Source organism: Streptomyces xanthii, from assembly GCF_014621695.1.
Taxonomy (GTDB): Bacteria; Actinomycetota; Actinomycetes; order Streptomycetales; family Streptomycetaceae; genus Streptomyces; species Streptomyces xanthii.
In genome coordinates this window covers 642,188-661,019 of the sequence record NZ_CP061281.1, presented here as the reverse complement: position 1 = coordinate 661,019, position 18,832 = coordinate 642,188, and the positions used below count along the sequence as shown (strand labels likewise).

Annotated in this window: 19 protein-coding genes; 12 read left to right on the top strand and 7 right to left on the bottom strand. The window is 73.0% G+C overall.

Features of this window, described 5'->3' with window-relative positions; translation table 11 throughout:
* Window positions 1–87: 87 nt before the first annotated feature.
* Both IAG42_RS03190 and IAG42_RS03185 read left to right on the top strand, forming a co-directional pair.
* A complete protein-coding gene (locus IAG42_RS03190; RefSeq protein ID WP_188335480.1) occupies window positions 88–1,176 on the top strand; it encodes a zinc-dependent alcohol dehydrogenase family protein in 1,089 nt (362 codons plus the stop codon).
* Window positions 1,173–2,033 carry a universal stress protein gene (locus tag IAG42_RS03185; protein WP_188335479.1) on the top strand — a complete coding sequence of 287 codons (861 nt, stop codon included), beginning with the start codon at window positions 1,173–1,175 and terminating at the stop codon, window positions 2,031–2,033. The genes IAG42_RS03190 and IAG42_RS03185 overlap by 4 nt, the downstream gene beginning before the upstream one ends.
* 17 nt (window positions 2,034–2,050) lie before the next feature.
* Here IAG42_RS03185 and IAG42_RS03180 read toward each other — a convergent pair whose 3' ends face one another.
* Window positions 2,051–2,761, bottom strand: coding sequence for a response regulator (locus tag IAG42_RS03180; protein ID WP_188335478.1), 711 nt, complete (start codon window positions 2,759–2,761; stop codon window positions 2,051–2,053).
* A 66-nt stretch (window positions 2,762–2,827) separates the two neighbouring features.
* On the bottom strand, window positions 2,828–3,472 hold the full coding sequence (locus IAG42_RS03175) for a CBS domain-containing protein (RefSeq protein WP_188335477.1): 645 nt from the start codon (window positions 3,470–3,472) through the stop codon (window positions 2,828–2,830).
* Between the two features lie 150 nt (window positions 3,473–3,622).
* Here IAG42_RS03175 and IAG42_RS03170 point away from each other — a divergent pair, with 150 nt between their 5' ends.
* The gene (locus IAG42_RS03170) at window positions 3,623–4,087 is read left to right on the top strand and encodes a Crp/Fnr family transcriptional regulator (RefSeq protein WP_188335476.1); all 465 of its coding nucleotides are present in this window, start codon (window positions 3,623–3,625) and stop codon (window positions 4,085–4,087) included.
* A 16-nt stretch (window positions 4,088–4,103) separates the two neighbouring features.
* Here the strand turns inward: IAG42_RS03170 and IAG42_RS03165 are convergent, their stop codons facing one another.
* The gene (locus IAG42_RS03165) at window positions 4,104–4,706 is read right to left on the bottom strand and encodes an Rv1733c family protein (protein WP_188335475.1); all 603 of its coding nucleotides are present in this window, start codon (window positions 4,704–4,706) and stop codon (window positions 4,104–4,106) included.
* A gap of 256 nt (window positions 4,707–4,962) precedes the next feature.
* Here IAG42_RS03165 and IAG42_RS03160 point away from each other — a divergent pair, with 256 nt between their 5' ends.
* From IAG42_RS03160 to IAG42_RS03150, 3 genes are all read left to right on the top strand, one after another.
* Window positions 4,963–5,892 carry a universal stress protein gene (locus IAG42_RS03160; RefSeq protein WP_188335474.1) on the top strand — a complete coding sequence of 310 codons (930 nt, stop codon included), beginning with the start codon at window positions 4,963–4,965 and terminating at the stop codon, window positions 5,890–5,892.
* Entirely contained in the window at window positions 5,889–6,734 is an 846-nt protein-coding gene (locus IAG42_RS03155) for a universal stress protein (protein WP_188335473.1), read from the top strand. Before IAG42_RS03160 ends, IAG42_RS03155 begins: the two co-directional genes overlap by 4 nt.
* Before the next feature lie 105 nt (window positions 6,735–6,839).
* Window positions 6,840–8,570 (top strand): sensor histidine kinase, encoded by a 1,731-nt coding sequence (locus IAG42_RS03150; protein WP_188335472.1) that lies wholly within the window; start codon window positions 6,840–6,842, stop codon window positions 8,568–8,570.
* A 34-nt stretch (window positions 8,571–8,604) separates the two neighbouring features.
* Here the strand turns inward: IAG42_RS03150 and IAG42_RS03145 are convergent, their stop codons facing one another.
* Complete coding sequence (locus tag IAG42_RS03145; RefSeq protein ID WP_188335471.1) at window positions 8,605–9,543, bottom strand: NAD-dependent protein deacetylase; 939 nt, start codon at window positions 9,541–9,543, stop codon at window positions 8,605–8,607.
* A gap of 294 nt (window positions 9,544–9,837) precedes the next feature.
* On the opposite strand from IAG42_RS03145, the gene IAG42_RS03140 reads away from it, so the two are divergent.
* Genes IAG42_RS03140 through IAG42_RS03130 form a run of 3 tightly spaced genes read left to right on the top strand, consistent with a single transcriptional unit; the run spans window position 9,838 to window position 12,544 of the window.
* Window positions 9,838–10,800: an ABC transporter substrate-binding protein gene (locus IAG42_RS03140; protein WP_188335470.1), complete on the top strand. Its 963-nt coding sequence runs from the start codon at window positions 9,838–9,840 to the stop codon at window positions 10,798–10,800.
* Between the two features lie 2 nt (window positions 10,801–10,802).
* Complete coding sequence (locus IAG42_RS03135) at window positions 10,803–11,774, top strand: amino acid ABC transporter permease (RefSeq protein WP_223205834.1); 972 nt, start codon at window positions 10,803–10,805, stop codon at window positions 11,772–11,774.
* An 8-nt stretch (window positions 11,775–11,782) separates the two neighbouring features.
* Entirely contained in the window at window positions 11,783–12,544 is a 762-nt protein-coding gene (locus IAG42_RS03130; RefSeq protein ID WP_317453357.1) for an amino acid ABC transporter ATP-binding protein, read from the top strand.
* A 251-nt stretch (window positions 12,545–12,795) separates the two neighbouring features.
* On the opposite strand, the gene IAG42_RS03125 is transcribed toward IAG42_RS03130, so the two are convergent.
* Complete coding sequence (locus tag IAG42_RS03125; RefSeq protein ID WP_188335468.1) at window positions 12,796–13,515, bottom strand: FadR/GntR family transcriptional regulator; 720 nt, start codon at window positions 13,513–13,515, stop codon at window positions 12,796–12,798.
* 58 nt (window positions 13,516–13,573) lie between these two features.
* Here IAG42_RS03125 and IAG42_RS03120 point away from each other — a divergent pair, with 58 nt between their 5' ends.
* Both IAG42_RS03120 and IAG42_RS03115 read left to right on the top strand, forming a co-directional pair.
* Entirely contained in the window at window positions 13,574–14,350 is a 777-nt protein-coding gene (locus IAG42_RS03120; RefSeq protein ID WP_188335467.1) for a gamma-glutamyl-gamma-aminobutyrate hydrolase family protein, read from the top strand.
* Between the two features lie 17 nt (window positions 14,351–14,367).
* Window positions 14,368–15,840, top strand: a complete 1,473-nt coding sequence (locus IAG42_RS03115; protein WP_188335466.1) for an amino acid permease — start codon at window positions 14,368–14,370, stop codon at window positions 15,838–15,840.
* Here the strand turns inward: IAG42_RS03115 and IAG42_RS03110 are convergent.
* Entirely contained in the window at window positions 15,795–16,172 is a 378-nt protein-coding gene (locus IAG42_RS03110) for a hypothetical protein (RefSeq protein ID WP_188335465.1), read from the bottom strand. The two genes, IAG42_RS03115 and IAG42_RS03110, sit on opposite strands and share 46 nt — an antisense overlap.
* Before the next feature lie 194 nt (window positions 16,173–16,366).
* Between IAG42_RS03110 and IAG42_RS03105 the strand changes: the two genes are divergently transcribed.
* Window positions 16,367–16,804 (top strand): ankyrin repeat domain-containing protein, encoded by a 438-nt coding sequence (locus IAG42_RS03105; RefSeq protein WP_188335464.1) that lies wholly within the window; start codon window positions 16,367–16,369, stop codon window positions 16,802–16,804.
* A gap of 16 nt (window positions 16,805–16,820) precedes the next feature.
* Here the strand turns inward: IAG42_RS03105 and IAG42_RS03100 are convergent, their stop codons facing one another.
* A complete protein-coding gene (locus IAG42_RS03100) occupies window positions 16,821–18,428 on the bottom strand; it encodes a phytoene desaturase family protein (RefSeq protein ID WP_188335463.1) in 1,608 nt (535 codons plus the stop codon).
* Window positions 18,429–18,832: the final 404 nt, after the last annotated feature.

Sequence of the window (18,832 nt, the reverse complement as noted above, 5' to 3'; positions counted from 1 at the left end):
CCCATGCGCCGCACGCCGGGGCGGGAGCAGCCTGGACGGTGAGCGCCGCGGGGAACGGACCCCCGGGCCGTGCGGAAGGCGATCGACATGAAGGCTCTCGTGTTCCAGGGCCCCGGCGAGGTCGCCTGGCAGGACGCACCCGACCCCGACGTCCAGGACGCGACGGACGCGATCGTCCGCGTCGACGCCGTCACCCTGTGCGGAACGGACCTGCACATCGTCAAGGGCCACGTCCCCGATGTGGAGCCCGGCCGGATCCTCGGCCACGAGGCGGTGGGCACGGTGGTGGAGACGGGCGCGGACGTCCGCACCGTCCGTCCGGGGGATCGCGTCCTGATCTCCTGCGTGTCCAGCTGCGGACGCTGCCGGTTCTGCCGCGAGCGGCGCTACGGACAGTGCCGCGGCGGAGGCGGCTGGGTGCTGGGCCACCTCATCGACGGCACCCAGGCCGAGTACGTCCGCGTCCCCTTCGCCGACCTGTCCGTGCACCCCCTGTCGAACGCGGTGGACAGCTTCGACGCCGTGCTTCTCGCGGACATCTTCCCCACCGCGTACGAGGTCGGCGTCCTCAACGGCCGCGTCCGCCCCGGCGACACCGTCGTCGTGGTCGGCGCCGGCCCCATCGGACTCGCCGCGATCCGCACCGCCCGCCTCTACAGCCCCGGCCGGATCATCGCCGTGGACCTGGCCACGTCCCGTCTCGAAGCCGCGAGCCGGATGGGCGCGGACGCCGTCGTCGGCGCCGACGACGGTCCCGAGGAGCTCGTCGCCGAACTGACCGACGGGCTCGGCGCCGACGTCGTCATGGAGGCGGTGGGCGCTCCCGAGACGTTCGAGATGTGCACGCGGATGGTCCGCCCCGGCGGTCGCGTCGCCAACATCGGCGTCCACGGCAGGCCCGTCGCGCTGCACCTCGAAGACCTGTGGATCAAGGACGTCACCATCACCACGGGGCTGGTCGACACGTGCTCGACCCCGATGCTGCTGAGCATGATGACGGCCGGGCGCCTCCCCACGGCGGACCTGGTCACGCACCGCTTCGCGCTCGGGCAGATGGAGGAGGCGTACGACGTCTTCGGCCGGGCGGCGGAGACCGGCTCGATCAAGGTGGCCCTGGGCGGCCCCCGGCACACCGAGGTCACGGCCGCCCCGCTGCGCGTGGGAGCGTCGGCATGACCACCGGCACGCGACCCCGCACGGTCGTCGTGGGCGTCGATCCCGCCCGCACCGGCCGGCTCGCGACGGCCTGGGCCGCCGACGAGGCCGACCGGCGCGGACTGCCGCTGCGCCTGGTCGCGGCCCTGGAGCCGGCGCCCGACACCTGGCACGCCACCGACGCGGCCCGCCACCGGGCCCGCGCCGAGGCGAGGGCGGAGGCGCTGCGCCGGGCGGCCGACGCGGTGCGCGCCCGTCACCCCGGGCTGAGTGTCAGCTCCGCGCTGCTCCGCGGAGCCCCCGCCGTCGTCCTGGCCGGCCTGGCGCAGGAGGCCGCCCTGATGATCCTCGGTTCGCGCCACCTCAGCCGCACCGAGGAGTTCCTCAGCGCCGGTTCCCTGGTCGTCCCGGTCACCGCCCAGGCCCGCTGCCCCGTCGCCGTCGTGGGCGACGCGGAACACAGCACCCAGGAACGGCCGTACCTCGTCGTGGGCATCGACGGGAGCCCGGCCGCGCAGGGCGCGCTCGCCCTGGCCTGCGAGGAGGCGGATCTGCGGGGCTGTCCGCTGCGCGCCGTCGCCGTCCGGCAGCCGCCGCTCTTCCCCACGCGTCCGGAGGGCGCCTGGCTGGACGGCGAGCGCCGGCTGCTCGCGGAGGCGACCGCCGGCTGGGCCGAGAAGTACCCCGACGTCACGATCACCCACGAGGTGCTCGCCGGGTCGCCCGTCGAACGGCTCGCGGAGGCCGCCGGGCACGCCCTCGCCGTCGTCGTCGGCCGCCGGGGCCGCGGCGGCTACACGGGCATGCGCGTCGGCTCCGTCGTGCACGGACTGCTGCACCGCGCGCACTGCCCCGTGATCACCGTGCCCGCCGAATGACCCCGCGGGCCGGCGGCTCAGGCGTCGTCGGCGTGCTGCGGACGGGTCTGCGCGTCACGGGCCTGCGTCGCGATCACGGCGGCCTGGACCCGGCGCTCGACGCTGAGTTTGCCGAGCAGGCGGGAGATGTGGTTCTTGACCGTCTTCTCGGACAGGTAGAGCCGCTGGGCGATCTGCCGGTTGGTGAGTCCCTCGCCGATCAGGTCGAGAACCGAGCGCTCGCGTTCGGACAGCGCCGCGAGGCGGTCGTCGGCGGGCTGCTTCGCCGCGTCGGTGTCCCGCAGGGAGTGCATGAGGCGGGCCGTGGTCGCCGGATCCAGCATCGACTGCCCCGTCGCCACGGTCCGTACCGCCGAGACGAGGTCCGAGCCCTTGATCTGCTTCAGGACGTAGCCGGCGGCCCCGGCCATGATGGCGTCGAGCAGGGCGTCCTCGTCGTCGAACGACGTCAGCATCAGGCAGGCCAGGCCGGGCATCCGGGACCGCAGCTCCCGGCACACCCCGATCCCGTCCCCGTCGGGCAGCCGTACGTCGAGGACGGCCACGTCGGGCGCGAGGGCCGGGCCCCGGGCCAGTGCCTGGCCCGCGGTGGAGGCCTCACCGACCACCTGGAGGTCGGGCTCGTCGTCGATCAGGTCGCGCAGGCCCCGGCGGACGACCTCGTGGTCGTCGACGAGGAAGACCCGGGTGGCCGGCCTGTCGGGAGCCGCTGCCGGCTGCTCGTTCATTGCGCCCCCTGCCATCGGAAACGGTCGGAGAGGAACGGTGGCGTGCGCCCTCACGACAATTTTCCGTCACACGGCGCTTTCGTGGGCGCCGAAATCGACGTGGACGTCCACGACGCCCTCCACGGCCCGCACGGCCCGCGCGATCAGCGGCACGAGAGAGCGGTCGGCGAGCCCGCCCCGCACGGTGGCCACACCCTCGTCGACCGTGACGGTCAGCCCGGTGAGCGCGTTCGAGGCGAGGACGGTGCGGCGGATCTCCGCGGCGATCTCGGCGTCCTCGCGCAGGAACACCTTGAGCAGGTCGCTGCGGCTGCACACGCCCTCGAGCAGGCCGATCTCGTCGACCACCGGCAGCCGCTTGAGCCGGCGCTGCGCCATGATCCGCGCGGCCTCGGCCAGCGTCGCGTCCGCCCGCACCGTCACCGCCGGGCTCGACATCAGCTCCCCGGCCCGCACGGCCCCCGCCTTCGCCGCCGCGGCGAACTGCCCGGGCCGCGGCTCGGCGTCCCGGAAAGCCTCCTTGACCAGCAGATCCGCCTCCGAGACGACGCCGACGACGCGCCCCTCGCCGGCGAGCACGGGCAGGGCGCTCACCTTCCACTGGACCATGAGGGCGACGATCTCCTTGTACGGGGCGTTCTCACCGATCGCCACCGCCGTGTGCGTCATGACATCGCTGACCGTGTACCGCGCAGGGGGTCCGGCGGGCATCGGGGCCACCTCCTCGCTCTCCTTCCAGTCTCGCTCCGGCGGCCGCGGAACGGAGAGGGCCGATCGGCCCGGGCAGGGGCCCACCGGGCCCCTGCCCGGAAAGCCGCGCGCTGTCCAGACTGAAGGCGGGCCCGACCCGAGGAGACTGCCATGAGCGCACCGTCACCCACCCGCATCGCCGCCGGCGTGCCCGCGGACTGCCGCACCCGGCTCATGGAGCTGGCCCGCGCGGCCGACTTCGGCACCGGCACCCGGCTCTTCAACGAGGGCGGGCACGCCGACCGCTTCTGGATCGTGCGCTCGGGCACCGTGGCCCTCGACGTGCATGTCCCGGGGCGCCGGCCCGCGGTCATCGAGCGGCTCGACGCCGGTGAACTGGTCGGCTGCTCCTGGCTGTTCAAGCCGTACGTGTGGCGGCTGGGCGCCGACGCGACGACGCCCGTACGGGCCTACGAGTTCGACGCGCCCGCCGTGCGGCTGCTGATGGACGCGGACCCGCGCCTCGGGGCCGCCGTCGGCGCCTGGGTCGCCGACGTCCTCGCCCACCGGCTGTGGGCCGCCCGGGTCCGCCTGCTCGACCTGTACGCGCCCTACGGCAGCGGCGAAGGACTCTGAGCCTCCGACGCCGCGCTCAGTCCTCGCCCGGGCCCTGGCCGGGACCGCGGCGCAGCCGGCCCGACCAGGCCGGTTCGACCTCCGCCCACTCGGCCGCCCAGTCCCGCGCACAGCGCGCGTCCACCCTGCGCAGGCGGACGCGGACGAACGCGCCGGCGGCGAGTGCGACGACACAGGAGGCGCCGACGCCGTACCCGATGGCGGCCATCGTGATGTCGGTGGTGCCGGGCGGGGCGCCGGCGGCGTTCCCGCGATCGTCCGTCCAGGTCATGACCGTGTCACCGGTGCGGGTCGTGGCGGTCACCGGCACGGTCCCGGTGTGGACCCGGCCCGCGCGGTCGTGCCAGGTCGCCCGGGCGACGATGTCCGGGGCGCTCTCCGGCTGGGCCGCCGACCGGTAGATCCGGGGCGACACCGTCGTCGCCGGCAGGAGATGACGGTGCTGCGCCACCTCGGCGGCGGACCGCCGGCCCTCGTCCCAGGCGGCCCCGCCCGCCGTACCGCCGCACGCCACCGCCACCAGACAGACCGGCACGAGGGCGGAGCGCATCCGGGCCCGGGTGCGGTCCGCCTTCCGCAGCAGCGGATTGGACGGGTCGGGAGTCGTCCGTCGCCACATGGTGCACCTCCGCACTCGCTCGTGCCGTCGCGTCGCGCGCGAGGCACCCCCTCGTACGGGTCCGGTCCCGCCGGGGCCCGGTCATCCCAGCCTCGGCCCGCCGCCGGGCCGCGCAGCAGGGCCGGGCAGGCCTCTTCGGGGACCGAACGGCCCATGTTCCGTGCGGCGGGGGAGGTGCGAGCGTGGAAGGTGTCGTTCCGCGAGGGCCGTCCGGGCGGGCACGGGTCGCTCCGGACGGTTCCCCCGAGGAGGAGCCATGGACAGCGAGGACCGCGTGAAACCCCGGCTCGGAGACGTCGTCGCAGGCGTCGACGGGTCCGCCTCGGCACGCGCCGCGGCGCTGTGGGCGGCCGCGGAGGCCGTCCGGCGCGAGCGCCCCCTGCACCTCGTCCACGCCGCCGACACCGACCGGCGCGCGCTCTACACCGACGCCGACACCCTCCAGGACGTCCGGGAGGCCGGCCGCGACCTGCTCATCGACATCGCCGAGGCGGTCGCCGCCGAACACCCCGGGCTCGTCGTCACCCGCGAACTGAGCCGCCAGGAGCCGGTGGCCGCCCTGCGCGCCGCGGCCGGCCGCGGCGGCACGGTCGTCGTCGGCAGCCGCGGCCTGGGCGGCTTCGCGGCCCTGCTGCTCGGCTCCGTCGGCCTCGGTGTGGCGGCCCGCGCCGAGGGACCCGTCGTGGTCGTACGGGGAGCGGAGGACCGGCCCCGGCACGGCTCCGTGACCGCGGCCGTGCACGACGCGGAGGACCTCGACTGGCTGCCGCTCGCCGCGGCGGAGGCCGAGGCCCGCAAGTCCGTGCTGCGGCTCGTGAGCGTGTGGAACGTGTTCGCGCACGTGGGCGAGGTCGCCACGATGCTCGACGACCTCGACGGCACGGCCAGGAAGCGCGTGCACGCCATGAAGGACCTGGCCGACGCGGTCCGCGCGGTCTACCCGGACCTCGTCGTCGGCCACCACGTGGAGACCGGCACCAGCACCCCCGGCATCCTCATGCAGGCCAGTGACCACACCGATCTGATCGTGATGGGCAGGGGAGGCCGCCGCCTCGGCGTCGGACCCGCCCTGGGCCGCGTCGCGCACGCCCTGATCCACCACGCCCACTGCCCCGTGCAGATCGTGCCGCACACCGCCCCGCACACCCCGCCGCACAACCTGCCGACCGGCGGCGAGGGCTCATGAACGAGGTCGTCGTCGGTGTCGATCCCCAGGAGCTGTCCGTGCCGGCCCTGCTCCGGGCCGCCGACGAGGCCGCCTGGCGAGGCCTGCGACTGCACCTGGTCTGCGCGGTGCCGCCCGTCCACGACCACCTCCTGTACGACGCCGTCAACCACCGCGCCGCGCTGCGCATCCGGGCCGGCTCCGCGCTCGCCGACGCCGAGGACCTGGTCCGTGACCTGCACCCCGGCCCGTCACCGGTCACGGAACTCGTCGACGGCCCGCCGGCCGCCGTCCTGCGCGAGCGCGCCGCCCGCGCGACGCTCACCGTCGTGGGCTCACGCCGCCTGGGCCGGATCGCGGAGGTCCTCGCCGAGAGTTCGGTCGTCCTGCCGCTCGTCACGGGCGCGGACGGGCCCGTCGCCGTCGTGCGGTCCCCGGAGCACGCCGTCGACCCTCCGCCCACCGTGGTCGTCGGCGTCGACGGCAGCGTGTCGTGCCGGGCCGCCGTCGCCTTCGCCGTGGAGGAGGCCGTCCTGCACGGGGCGCGGCTGCACGCCGTGTGGGTCTGGCCCCGGCCGGTGTTCGCCGAGGACGACGACGCGACGGGCCTCGCCGGGCAGCGAGCGCTCGCCGAGGCGGTGGCCGGACAGGCCGACCGCCACCCGGACCTCGAGATCACCCAGGAGATCCTGCGCGGACACCCGGTCGAACAGCTCGCCGTGGCCGCGCACGCGTCCCTCGCGCTCGTCGTCGGCCGCCGCGGCGGGGGCGGCTTCACCGCCCTGCGGCTCGGCTCCACGGCCTACGGTCTGCTGCACCACGCGGAATGTCCCCTGGTCGTCGTACCCCCGCCCGGTACCTGAGCCGGGGGCGCGGACACCCGCGCGTCCTGCGGCGATCCCCAGGCCTGGCTACCGTGGGAGGCGGCAGGGAACATCAGCGGCCGGAGCGTGGCGCCGGAGGAACCGATGGGCCGGGAGAACAACGAATTCGCCGAGGGGCGGCTTCCGCGCCTGCGCCTCGACGAACTCCTGGAGGAACTTCAGGCGCACATCGACGAGGTGCGCGGCACCCGCGAACGCCTCGACGGACTCCTCGACGCCGTCATGTCCGTCGGCCGGGGCCTCGACCTGCCGCAGGTGCTGCGCGGCATCGTGGAGGCGGCGGTCGTCCTCGTCGACGCCGAGTACGGCGCCCTGGGCGTCATCGGCGACGACAACAAGCTCTCCGCCTTCCTGCCGGTCGGCATCGACGACGAGCTCCACCGGCAGATCGGCGCGCTGCCCTCCGGGCACGGCATCCTCGGCGAGCTCATCCGGCACCCCCACCCGCTCCGCCTGGCCGAACTGTCCGCGCACCCCGCCTCGTACGGCTTCCCGCTGCACCACCCGCCGATGCACACATTCCTGGGCGTCCCGATCCGGGTCCGCGACGAGATCTTCGGCAATCTGTACCTGACCGAGAAGCGCGGCGGCGTCGAGTTCGACGCGGAGGACCAGGCCGTCCTGACCACCCTGGCCGTCGCCGCGGGCATCGCCATCGAGAACGCCCGCCTCTACGAGGAGGGCCGGCTGCGCCAGCGCTGGCTGGCCGCCAGCACCGAGTTCACCAGCGCCCTGCTCTCCGGCGCGCAGGAGACCGAGGTGCTCGGCAGCATGGTGGACCGGGCCGTGGACATCGCCGACGCCGACATCGGGGTCTTCTACATGGTCGGGCCCGGCGGCGAGCTGCGCGGGTCGCTGGCCCACGGGGAGGGGTCCGAGGTGCATGAGGGCGTCGTCCTGCCCAGCAGCGCCGGCACGCTCGCCTCCGCCGCGCTCGCCCAGCAGGGCCTGGTCACCGTCGTGGACGTCGAACACGACGAACGGGTCACCGTGCAGCCCGAGCGGTGGCGCGGCTTCGGCCCCGCCGTCGCCGTCACCGTGGGCACGAAGGAACGGCTCAGCGGCGTGCTGATCCTTGCGCGGCGCAGCGGGCGGCCCCCCTTCTCGACGGTGGAGACCACGGCGCTGCCCGCTTTCGTCGGACAGGCGGCGATCGCCCTGGAACTGGCCGAACGGCGGCGTGACGCGGAGCAGGTCAGCCTCCTCGAGGACCGCGACCGGATCGCCCGCGACCTGCACGACCTCGCCATCCAGCGGCTCTTCGCCACGGGCATGACGCTGCAGAGCGCCCGGCGCTTCGTCGAGCACCCCGAGGCCGTGCACCGCCTGTCGCGCGCCATCGACGACCTGGACGCCACCATCAAGATCATCAGGGCGACCATCTTCGGCCTGCGGGAGCACGAACGCGCCGGGGTCGCGCCGAAACTGCGCAGCCGCGTCGTCAAGGCGGTCGAGACGGCCGCGGCGGCCCTCGGCTACGCCCCGGCCCTGCGCATGGAGGGCCTGCTCGACACGGACGTACCGGCGCAGACGGCCGAGGAGGTCGTCGCGGTCATCGGCGAGGCGCTCACGAACGTGGCCCGGCACGCGCAGTCCCGGCAGGCCGAGGTGTCGGTGGTCGCCGAGGCCGGTGTCCTGACGGTGGCGGTGAGCGACGAGGGCGTCGGCATCCCGCCGGGCGTCGTGCGCTCCGGTCTGCGCAATCTGGCGGAGCGGGCCGAGCGCCTGGGCGGCGAACTGTCGGTCACGGCGCGGGGAGAGCAGGGCGGCACCCTGCTCGAATGGCGCGTACCTCTGCGGACCGAGGGTTCCTGATCCCGTCTGACCTGGACGCAAGGCCCTGGCCCCGTCAGCTCGCCTCCGGGGCCGCGACCGCCACCTCCGTCACCTCCGCGGCCTCCGTCGTGTCCACGGGGACGCCGAGGCGGGCGGCCACGGCGGGCAGGGCCTCGCCCAGGGGGAGGGCGATCCGGGTGCGGGCGTGGGTGTCGCCGCGGGTGGGGTCCCGGTTCACGATGAGCACCGGGGTGCCGGCCGCGGCCGCCTGACGGACGAAGCGGAGCCCGGACATCACCGTCAGCGAGGAGCCCAGGACCAGCAGGGACGTGGCCGCACGGACCAGCTCGCGGCAGTGCTCGACGCGCGGCGGCGGAACCGGCTCGCCGAAGAACACGACGTCCGGTTTGAGGACGCCGCCGCAGGCCGTGCACGGCGCCACCCGGAAGTCGCCGACCTGCTCGTCGGTGAGGTCGGCGTCGCCGTCCGGGTTGATCGCCGAGGCCACCGGGGCGAAGCCGGGGTTCGACTCCTCGAGGCGCCGGGTCAGCTCGTCCCGCGGGCTGAACGCGCCGCAGGACAGGCAGACGACCCGGTCCAGGCTCCCGTGCAGCTCGACGACGTCCGCGCTGCCGGCGGCCTGGTGCAGCCCGTCGACGTTCTGCGTGATCGTCCCCGAGAGCAGACCGTGCCGCCCGAACGCGGCCACGGCCCGGTGCCCCGGATTGGGCCGGGCCCGGACGAAGGTCCGCCGCCCGAGGTGGCTGCGCGCCCAGTACCGGCGCCGGGCCGAGGCGCTCGCGGTGAAGTCCTGGTAGGTCATCGGGGTGTGCCGGCTGAGACTGCCGCCCTCGCCCCGGTAGTCGGGGATCCCCGACTGTGTGGAGATCCCGGCGCCGCTGAGCACGAGGACCCCGCCGGCGCCCAGCGCGTCGACGACCGGGCCCAAGTCCGTGGTGCCCGGCGGAAGATCGTCGGGCGGCGTCCAGTGCAGTGTGGGGCGCATGCGCATGCCGCCAGGGTACGGAACCGGCCGGGACGCGGCCCGTCTCGGTTGAAGAATATTCAGCCGTCAGGTCTATGCATGAATCCATTCCCGGATTAGCCTGACGGCGCTCTCCTCACCCAACGGGAGTGTTCCACCGCCGCGTTTCGCTCGACGCGGCCACATGCCCTGCATCGGATCTGCATCGGGCCTGCCCTCGCGTCCGTGCGCGGCGGCACCCCTCACGCATCACCGTCCCCGTTCCAAGGCCTCGAGGTGCCCTCCCTCGACCGCCTTCTTGTCCCGCAGGAGGAATTCCAGATGAACGCAGAGACCGCCCGGCGCGTGGACGGCGCCAGAACCCGACTGGTCGCGGCCGGCGCCGTCGCCGTAGCAGGCGTCCTCCTGCTGACCGGCTGCGGTGACCAGACCGGGAGCGGGAACGACGACGGCAAGGCCGCCGGAGGGTCGAAGAGCGCGCCGCTGGCCGACAAGCTCCCCAAGGAGATCCGCGACAAGGGCGTCATCCGGGTCGGCTCCGATCTCGCCTACGCCCCGGTGGAGTTCAAGGACAAGTCGGGTGGGGTCATCGGGATCGACCCCGACATCGCCGCGGCCATGGGCAAGCAGCTCGGCGTGAAGTTCGAGTTCGAGAACGGCACCTTCGACACCCTCGTCACGGGCCTTCGCTCGAACCGCTACGACATTGCGATGTCGGCCATGACGGACACCAAGGACCGCCAGAACGGCGTGGACTCGGACACCGGCAAGAAGGTCGGCGAGGGCGTCGACTTCGTCGACTACTTCAACGCGGGCGTCTCCATCTACACGCCGAAGGGCAAGACCCAGGGCATCAAGACCTGGGACGACCTGTGCGGCAAGAAGATCGTCGTGCAGCGCGGCACGGTCTCCCACGACCTGGCCAAGGCGCAGGCCAAGAAGTGCCCCAAGGGCAAGACGCTGGGCATCCAGGCCTTCGACGACGACCAGCAGGCCCAGACCCGCCTGCGTTCGGGCGGCGCGGACGCCGGTTCCTCCGACTTCCCGGTCGCCGCGTACGCGGTCAAGACCACGGGCGGCGGCAAGGCCTTCGAGATCGTCGGCGACCAGGTCGAGGCCGCGCCGTACGGCATCGCGGTGGCGAAGGACAAGACGCAGCTGCGGGACGCGCTGCAGGCCGCGCTGAACGCGATCATCGAGAACGGCGAGTACGGAAAGATCGTCGCGAAGTGGGGCGTCGAGGCCGGCGCCGTCAAGGAATCCGGCATCAACGGCGGCAAGTGACCATGGAACAGAAACTCACCGAGAAAGAGCCCGTGAAAGACACCCCGGTGTCCTCCGTGTCCTCCGCATCTCCGTCCGTCACCGTCCCCGAGGCGCTCAGGGCGATTCCGGTGCGGCATTACGGGCGTTACCTGGCCGCGGTGGTCGCGCTCGCGCTCCTGGGTTCGATCATCTATGCCTTCGGGCAGGGCAAGATCCAGTGGAGCACGGTCCCGGAGTACTTCTTCGACGACCGCATCCTGACGGGTGTCGGCAAGACGCTGCTGCTGACGGTCCTGTCGATGCTGATCGGTGTCGTGGGCGGTATCACGCTGGCCGTGATGCGTCTGTCGAAGAACCCGGTGACCAGCTCGATCGCCTGGTTCTACATCTGGTTCTTCCGCGGGACGCCGGTCCTGGTCCAGCTGTTCATCTGGTTCAACCTGGGCCTGGTCTTCGAGTACATCAACCTCGGTCCGATCTACAAGGACTACTGGTCCTCGTTCATGACGCCGCTGCTGACCGCGCTGCTGGGTCTGGGGCTGAACGAGGCCGCGTACATGGCGGAGATCTGCCGTGCGGGTCTGATGTCGGTCGACGAGGGCCAGACGGAGGCCTCGCACGCGCTGGGCATGTCGCACTCGAAGACGCTGCGGCGGATCGTGATCCCGCAGGCGATGCGGGTGATCGTGCCGCCGACGGGCAACGAGTTCATCAACATGCTCAAGACGACGTCGCTGGTCGCGGCGGTGCAGTTCAACGAGCTGTTCCGCTACGCGCAGGACATCGGTCAGCAGTCGGGTTCGCCGGTGGAGATGTACTTCACGGCGGCGGCCTGGTACCTGATCATGACGTCGATCCTGAGCGTGGGGCAGTACTACATCGAGCGGTACTACGCGCGCGGCACGTCCCGTCAGCTGCCCGCGACGCCGTGGCAGAAGGTGAAGGCGAACATGCTGTCGCTGTCGAACCGGTCCAAGGCGGTGGGCGCGTGAGCGGCGACGTGAACGTGATGGTGAAGGCGGAGGGCGTCCACAAGTCCTTCGGCGCGGTGCAGGTCCTGCAGGGCATCGACCTGGAGGTCAAGCAGGGTGAGGTGTTCTGCCTGATCGGCCCGTCCGGGTCGGGCAAGTCCACGTTCCTGCGCTGCATCAACCACCTGGAGAAGATCAACGGCGGCCGTCTGTACGTGGACGGTGAGCTGGTCGGCTACCGCCAGCAGGGCGACAAGCTGTACGAGCTGCGCGACCGGGAGGTGGCGTTGAAGCGGCGGGACATCGGCATGGTGTTCCAGCGGTTCAACCTCTTCCCCCACATGACGGCGCTGGAGAACGTCATGGAGGCGCCGGTCCAGGTCAAGAAGCAGTCGAGGGCGGATGCCCGCAAGCGGGCCGGCGAGCTCCTGGAGCGGGTCGGTCTCGGGGACAAGGCGAAGAACTATCCCTCGCAGCTGTCGGGCGGTCAGCAGCAGCGTGTGGCGATCGCCCGCGCGCTGGCCATGGATCCCAAGCTGATGCTGTTCGACGAGCCGACCTCGGCGCTCGACCCGGAGCTGGTGGGTGACGTCCTCGACGTCATGCGCGACCTCGCCGAATCGGGCATGACGATGATCGTCGTCACCCACGAGATGGGCTTCGCCCGCGAGGTCGGTGACAGTCTCGTCTTCATGGACGGCGGCGTCGTCGTCGAGTCCGGCCACCCCCGCGACGTGCTGACCAACCCCCAGCACGACCGCACCAAGTCCTTCCTGTCCAAGGTCCTCTGACCCCCGACGCAAGCCCCCATCGCCCGTTCGTCCGCGGGCCGGTGGGGGCTGGTCGCGCCCCGCGGCGGAGCCGCTCATAGACGCAGCCCCGCGCCCCTGTGGAGATGCGCACTTCGTGCGCCATCTCCACAGGGGCGTCGGCACATCGGGGAAATGCGCCCGAAGGGCATGCATTTCAGGGGCGCGGGGAACTGCGCGAGAAGCCCCACCGGACCCGCAGACGAATCCCGACGCCCCCGTGGGCCCGCCGCCTATTGGACGAACGGCAGGAACAGGTCCGCCGTCGCCTCCGCGTGCACCGTGAACTGCTCCCGCGCCCGCACCGGATCACTCCGCTCGATCGCCCCCACGAGGGCCCGGTGCAGCTGGTCGGGGGTGCTGCGGGCCTCCACCCCGCCCGGATCCTCCGCCAGGAGCCGCGTGAGCTCGTCCTGGATGCCCTGCTCGGCCTCCATCAGCCGCCGGGAGCCGGAGAGTTCGGCGATGTGGAGGTGGAGCCCCGCGTCCAGCGTGCGGTAGGCCTCCGCGTCGGCGACCGCCTCGTCCGTCGCCGTCTCGAGCTCGCGCAGCCGCGCGAGACCCGCCTCGGAGGCGCGCCGCGCCGCCCGGGCGGACGCCTCCCCGGACACCGCGATGCGCCAGGCCGTGAGCTCCTCGATGTCGGCCTGCGTGTACGGGTGCAGGGCCGTCAACTCCCGGATCCGGGTGAGGACTTCGGGGACGACGTACGTGCCGGCGCGGTGTCCGCGCCGGGTCTCGATCAGCCCGTCCTCCCGCAGCACCGCCATGGCGTGCCGCATCGTCATCACGGCCACCCCGAACATCTCGGCAAGGGCCTTCTCCGGCGGGAAGCGATCACCGCCGACGAGGATCCGCGCGCCGATCAGCTCGTTGAGCCGCCGCGCGACGGCCTCCGCCGCTCCCGCCGAACGCACCGGCGCGATGTGTTGTGCCCAGCCCTTGTCGTCCATGAAACCTATCCTCTAGATTTCGCATCTCTACCGCAAGTTGCGATCAGCAGGAGAGCCTATGAGCACGACTGAGCCCGCGGCACCGGCACCCCTCGTCGGGATACCCGTACGCCTGAGCGACGCCGCCGCACCCGGCGCCGACCAGCGCGTTCTCGAGGCCAACCGCATCTTCGACGACATCGTCGACCTGATCCGCGCCGCGGGCGCCGAGCCCGTCCTGCTGCGGCCGGCGCAGGACGGGGGCCCGCTCGAAGCCGAGCTCGCGGCCTGTCGCGGCTTCGTCGTGCCGGGCGGCGGCGACGTCGACCCGGCCCTGTACGGAGCCGACCCGGACCATCCCGCGCTGTACGACGTGAATCCCGCGCAGGACCGGCTCGACACGGCCGTGATCCGGTACGCCCTGGACGCCCGGCGCCCGCTGCTCGGCATCTGCCGCGGCATGCAGCTGCTCAACGTGCTGCGCGGCGGCACCCTCCACCTCGACCTGCCGAAGACCTCCGTCGCGCACGAGCCGGACACGGGCCACGACTGGGCCGTGCACGACGTCGCACTGTCGCCCGGCAGCGCGGTGGCCGAGGTGTTCGGGCGCGACCGGATGCCCGTGTCGTCCGGTCACCACCAGGCGGTCGACCGGGTGGGCGACGGACTGCGGGTGTCGGCCCGCGCCGACGACGGCTGCGTGGAGAGCGTCGAGGCCGGGGACGACGCGGCATGGACCGTCGGCGTCCAGTGGCATCCCGAGGCGTTCGTCCCGTGCGACGAGCTGCGACTGCCGCTGTTCCGCGCACTGTCGGAGCAGGCGCAGGCCGCGCCGCGGAAGGCGGTCCGGTCATGAAGGAGGAGAACGGGACGGTGGCACAGCGTACGGACGCGACCGGCGAGGCGGACCGGGGCGCGCCGCCGGCCGGCCCCGCCGAGGCCGGCGGACCTGCGGCCCTGGCGCGGAGTCTGCGCGGCCGCCACATCACCATGATCAGCATCGGCGGTGCGGTCGGCGCGGGACTCTTCGTCGGCTCGGGCGTGAGCATCCAGCAGGCGGGGCCGGGCATCCTGATCGCCTACGCCGTCACGGCCGCCGTCGTCATCCTGATCATGCGCATGCTGGCCGAGATGTCGATGCCGCGACCGGACACCGGCGCCTTCGCCGTGTACGGCCGGCTGGCGTTCGGCCGCTGGGCCGGGTTCGCCAGCGGCTGGCTGTACTGGGTCGGCTGGCCCCTGGGGCTGTGCGTCGAGGCGATCGCGCTGGCCCAGATCGTGCACGGCTGGCTGCCGGCCCTGCCGGTCTGGCTCACCGCCCTGGCCGTGGTCGCCCTCGTGAGCGCCGTCAACCTGACCTCCGTACGCGCCTACGGCGAGATGGAGTTCTGGGTCGTCTGGATCAAGGTCGCGGTGATCGCCCTGTTCATCGCGGTCGGCATCGTCGCGGTCGCGGGCCTGCTGCCCGGCACGCCCGCACCCGGAGCGGGGAACCTGGTGGACCACGGCGGCTTCCTGCCGATGGGGCTCAGCGGCGTCGTCATCGCCACCTCGGGCGCCATGTTCTCCTTCTCCGGCACCGAGATCGTCACCATCGCCGCGGGCGAGGCCGAGGACGCCGCGGCCGCCATCCGCAAGAGCACCCGCACCATCCTGGTCCGCGTCACCGTCTTCTACCTCGGCTCGCTGTCCGTGGTCGTCCTGCTCCTGCCGTGGAACAGTGCCGCCGTCGGCGAGAGCCCGTTCGCCGCCACCCTCAGCCATCTCGGCCTGGACGGTGCGTCGACCGTGCTGAACATCGTGTTGTTCGCCGCCCTGCTGTCCACGATGAACTCCCAGCTCTACGCCAGCTCCAGGATGCTCTTCGCGCTGGCCCGGGACCACGACGCCCCGGGGTACCTCGCGCGGGTCTCGCGGCGCGGGGTGCCGTACACGGCGATCCTGCTCACCGTCGCGGTCGCGGTGCTCTGCCTCCTGCTCCAGGTGTTCCATCCGACGACGGCCTTCACCCGGCTCGTGAACATCACCGGCGACACCGTCTACATCACCTGGATCGGCATCGCGGCCTCGCATCTCGTCCTGGGCCGGCACGACCGGACCGCCGGGCGCCGCCCCGCGGCCGGTACCGGCGTCTGGCTCTTCCCGTGGCTCACCTGGGCGACCCTGATCGTGCTCGTCGCGCTGTACGCGGTGATGATCTCCCTGCCGGAGGCGCGCGAGGACGCGGTGCTGGCCCTGGGATTCACCGTGGTCATCGCACTCGTGGGCCTGTGGCTGCAGCGGAGGGGGCCGGCGCGCGATCAGCCGAGCGGGCTCCAGTCGAACCAGCCTCGGGAGGTCTCGTAGAGGGCCGTGGGTTCGTCGCACCCCTGGGTCGTCCAGATCTTGTGGGCGACGGCGTCCGCGCGCGCCGCGTAGCCGTCCGCCAGCACCACCGAGAGCAGGATCACGGGCAACAGCAGTACGGGTACGACGCGTTGGCGGCGTACGCGGGACAGCACCAGGGCCGCGACGGCCAGGACGAGGCCGGCCAGCAGGAGCCATCTGTTCGTGGCGGCCTCGTGGGCGCGCCGCTCGGACAGGAGGGGGACGTGCGGGCACAGGACGTACGTCTCCGGCCCGTTGAAGACTGACAGGCAGCGTTCCAGGACGGCGGCCAGCACGATGAGGACGCCCACGACCGGCAGCAGGCTCAGATCTTTAGCCGTAGCCGTAGCCGTAGCCGTAGCCGTAGCCGTAGCCGTAGCCGACTCCGGCTCGGACGCTCTCTCCATGGGCCCCTGCTCCTCGACCGACGTGCCGGCGTGCCGACGCGCCAACTCGCCGAATATTCGGCCGAGTTTACGGGGCGGGGGCGCTAGCCTCACCGGCTATGAAGGAGCGCCGTCAGAAGAAGCTGTCCCGCCGCCTGTTCGAGGCGATCCTCTCCGGAGACGCGCCGAGCGTGCGGACCCTGTTGGCCGGGGGAGCGCAGCCCGAGCGGCGGAACGGCGACGGGACGACTCCGTTGTATCTGGCGGCCGTGCAGGGCGAGGCCGAGGTGGCCCGGCTGCTGCTGCGGGCCGGCGCGCACCCCGACACGGAGAGCGCCGGACTCGGGTCCGAGGGGACCCCGCTGTGCGCGGCCGCGTGCTGGGGGCACCGTGACACCGTCCGCGTCCTGCTGGCGCACGGCGCCGACCCCGGCCTGCGCGAGGACCGGGGCACGGGTCTGGCCCCCTTGGACTGGGCGGACCACGGTCCTCACCCCGGCACGGCCGCACTGCTTCGCGCGGCGGGAGCCCGACGGGCGGTGCGCCAGGCTCCCTGACCTGCGGGCCTGCGGCTCAGTCCGCCAGGAGCGACATGGCCGCGTTGTGGCCCGGGATGCCGCTGACCCCGCCGCCGCGGACGGCGCCCGCCCCGCACAGCAGGACGTTCGGGTGCGCGGTCTCCACGCCCCAGCGTCCGGTGCCCTCGGTGGCGTGGGGGAAGGACAGGTCGCGGTGGAAGATGTGGCCGGACGGCAGCCCCAGGTCCGCCTCCAGATCCAGCGGCGTCTTGGCCTCGATACAGGGGCGGCCGTCGGCGTCGACCGCCAGACAGTCCTCGATCGGCTCGTCCAGCACGGCGTCCAGCGCGGCCACCGTGGCGCGCAGGGCCGCCTCGCGCGCCGCGTCATGGTCACCGGCGAAGAGCCGGGCCGGCATGTGCAGGCCGAACAGGGTCAGGGTGTGGAACCCGCGGTCCACCAGGTCGGGCCCGAGAATCGACGGGTCGGTGAGGGAGTGGCAGTAGATCTCGGACGGGGCCGTGCCCGGGATGCGCCCCGCGGCGGCCTCTCGGTAGGCGGCCTCCAGTTCGCTGTACGACTCGGCGATGTGGAACGTGCCGGCGAAGGCGTCCCTCGGGTCCACGGCGCCGTCGCGCAGGCGGGGGAGGCGGCGCAGCAGCATGTTGACCTTCAACTGCGCGCCCTCCGGGGCGGGCAGGGCCGGGTCGGGCGCGTCGCCGAGGAGACGGGCGAGGGTGGAGGGGGCGACGTTGGCCAGGACCGAACCGGCGGCCACGCGGCCCTCCGTCTCCGGGGACCGGTAGCGGACCTCGGCGCCGGCGTCGGCGCCGTCGGTGTCGATGCCCAGGGCGTCGTGGCCGACGACGATCTCGGCGCCGGCCGCGCGGGCGGCGTCCGCGAGCGCCCCGGTGAGCGCGCCCATCCCGCCGACGGGGACGTCCCAGTCGCCGGTGCCGTTGCCGATCACGTGGTAGAGGAAGCAGCGGTTCTGCAGCAGGGACTCGTCGTGGGCGTGCGTGAACGTGCCGATGAGCGCGTCGGTGAGGACGACGCCCCGCACCAGGTCGTTCTCGAACCGCGCCTCGATCGCCTCGCCCAGCGGACGCTCGAACAGCGCCTCCCACGCCTCCTTGTCGTCGACGATCCGCTCCAGCTCGGCGCGGCTGGGCAGCGGCCCGGTCAGCGTCGGGAAGACCCGCTGCGCGACCCGCTCGGTCATTCCGTAGAACCGCTGCCAGGCCTCGAAGTCCCGGTCGGATCCGGTGAGCCGCCGGAACGACTCGCGGGTCCGGGCCTCGTCGTTCTGCACGAGCAGTCCGGTCGGCTGTCCGTCCACGACGGCCGGGGTGTACGAGGAGATGCGGCGCTGCCGCGTCCGGAAACGCAGCCCGAGGTCCTCGACGATCCGGTGGGGGAGCAGGCTGACCAGGTACGAGTACCGGGAGAGCCGCGCGTCCAGGCCCTTGAACGCCTGGGCCGACACGGCGGCCCCGCCGACGTGGTCCTGCCGTTCGAGCACGAGGACGCTGCGCCCCGCGCGGGCCAGGTAGGCGGCGGCCACCAGACCGTTGTGACCGCCGCCGACGATCACGACGTCGTACGAGGAACGGGAGGGCCGGGACGGGGCGGGAGCGGGGGAAGCGGAAGCAGCGGAGTGCACAGAGGCTCCAGTGGGTGAGGCGGAGTGACAAGGGGGTCGCGCGCACACTCGCTCCCCGGGACACGGTTCCCCGGCCTGCGCGAAGGAAAGCAGGCCGGACACACCCTGGAATCGCAGGGGAGAGGGAAACGGCCGCCGGAGAGCGAGCGGATCTACAGCCCGGTCTGCCAGTGCGGCTCAGGAATGACGGGGCACAGGACGGCGTACAGACGGACCATCACCGATCCCGGTGCGGTCGTCGCGTCGCAGGTCCGTCGCTTGGTCACCGGGTTTTTCTAACACGGTGACCTGGGCCGGGCAATACCGCGACCACGGACCGGACTTACGCCCCCGCGAGGCCGGTGGGGCCGGTTCCGAGGGCTCCCGGGCTGCGCGTCCCGCGCCACCGGCGCACGCTGGATACA

Excerpts from the sequence above, each read along its gene's own strand:
- IAG42_RS03150 (WP_188335472.1), top strand. The coding sequence starts at position 6,840 with ATGGGCCGGGAGAACAACGAATTCGCCGAGGGGCGGCTTCCGCGCCTG.
- IAG42_RS03140 (WP_188335470.1), top strand. The coding sequence starts at position 9,838 with ATGAACGCAGAGACCGCCCGGCGCGTGGACGGCGCCAGAACCCGACTG.
- IAG42_RS03165 (WP_188335475.1), bottom strand. The coding sequence starts at position 4,706 with ATGTGGCGACGGACGACTCCCGACCCGTCCAATCCGCTGCTGCGGAAG.
- IAG42_RS03145 (WP_188335471.1), bottom strand. The coding sequence starts at position 9,543 with ATGCGCATGCGCCCCACACTGCACTGGACGCCGCCCGACGATCTTCCG.
- IAG42_RS03160 (WP_188335474.1), top strand. The coding sequence starts at position 4,963 with ATGGACAGCGAGGACCGCGTGAAACCCCGGCTCGGAGACGTCGTCGCA.
- IAG42_RS03175 (WP_188335477.1), bottom strand. The coding sequence starts at position 3,472 with ATGCCCGCCGGACCCCCTGCGCGGTACACGGTCAGCGATGTCATGACG.
- IAG42_RS03180 (WP_188335478.1), bottom strand. The coding sequence starts at position 2,761 with ATGAACGAGCAGCCGGCAGCGGCTCCCGACAGGCCGGCCACCCGGGTC.
- IAG42_RS03105 (WP_188335464.1), top strand. The coding sequence starts at position 16,367 with ATGAAGGAGCGCCGTCAGAAGAAGCTGTCCCGCCGCCTGTTCGAGGCG.
- IAG42_RS03135 (WP_223205834.1), top strand. The coding sequence starts at position 10,803 with ATGGAACAGAAACTCACCGAGAAAGAGCCCGTGAAAGACACCCCGGTG.
- IAG42_RS03120 (WP_188335467.1), top strand. The coding sequence starts at position 13,574 with ATGAGCACGACTGAGCCCGCGGCACCGGCACCCCTCGTCGGGATACCC.
- IAG42_RS03170 (WP_188335476.1), top strand. The coding sequence starts at position 3,623 with ATGAGCGCACCGTCACCCACCCGCATCGCCGCCGGCGTGCCCGCGGAC.
- IAG42_RS03125 (WP_188335468.1), bottom strand. The coding sequence starts at position 13,515 with ATGGACGACAAGGGCTGGGCACAACACATCGCGCCGGTGCGTTCGGCG.
- IAG42_RS03190 (WP_188335480.1), top strand. The coding sequence starts at position 88 with ATGAAGGCTCTCGTGTTCCAGGGCCCCGGCGAGGTCGCCTGGCAGGAC.
- IAG42_RS03155 (WP_188335473.1), top strand. The coding sequence starts at position 5,889 with ATGAACGAGGTCGTCGTCGGTGTCGATCCCCAGGAGCTGTCCGTGCCG.
- IAG42_RS03185 (WP_188335479.1), top strand. The coding sequence starts at position 1,173 with ATGACCACCGGCACGCGACCCCGCACGGTCGTCGTGGGCGTCGATCCC.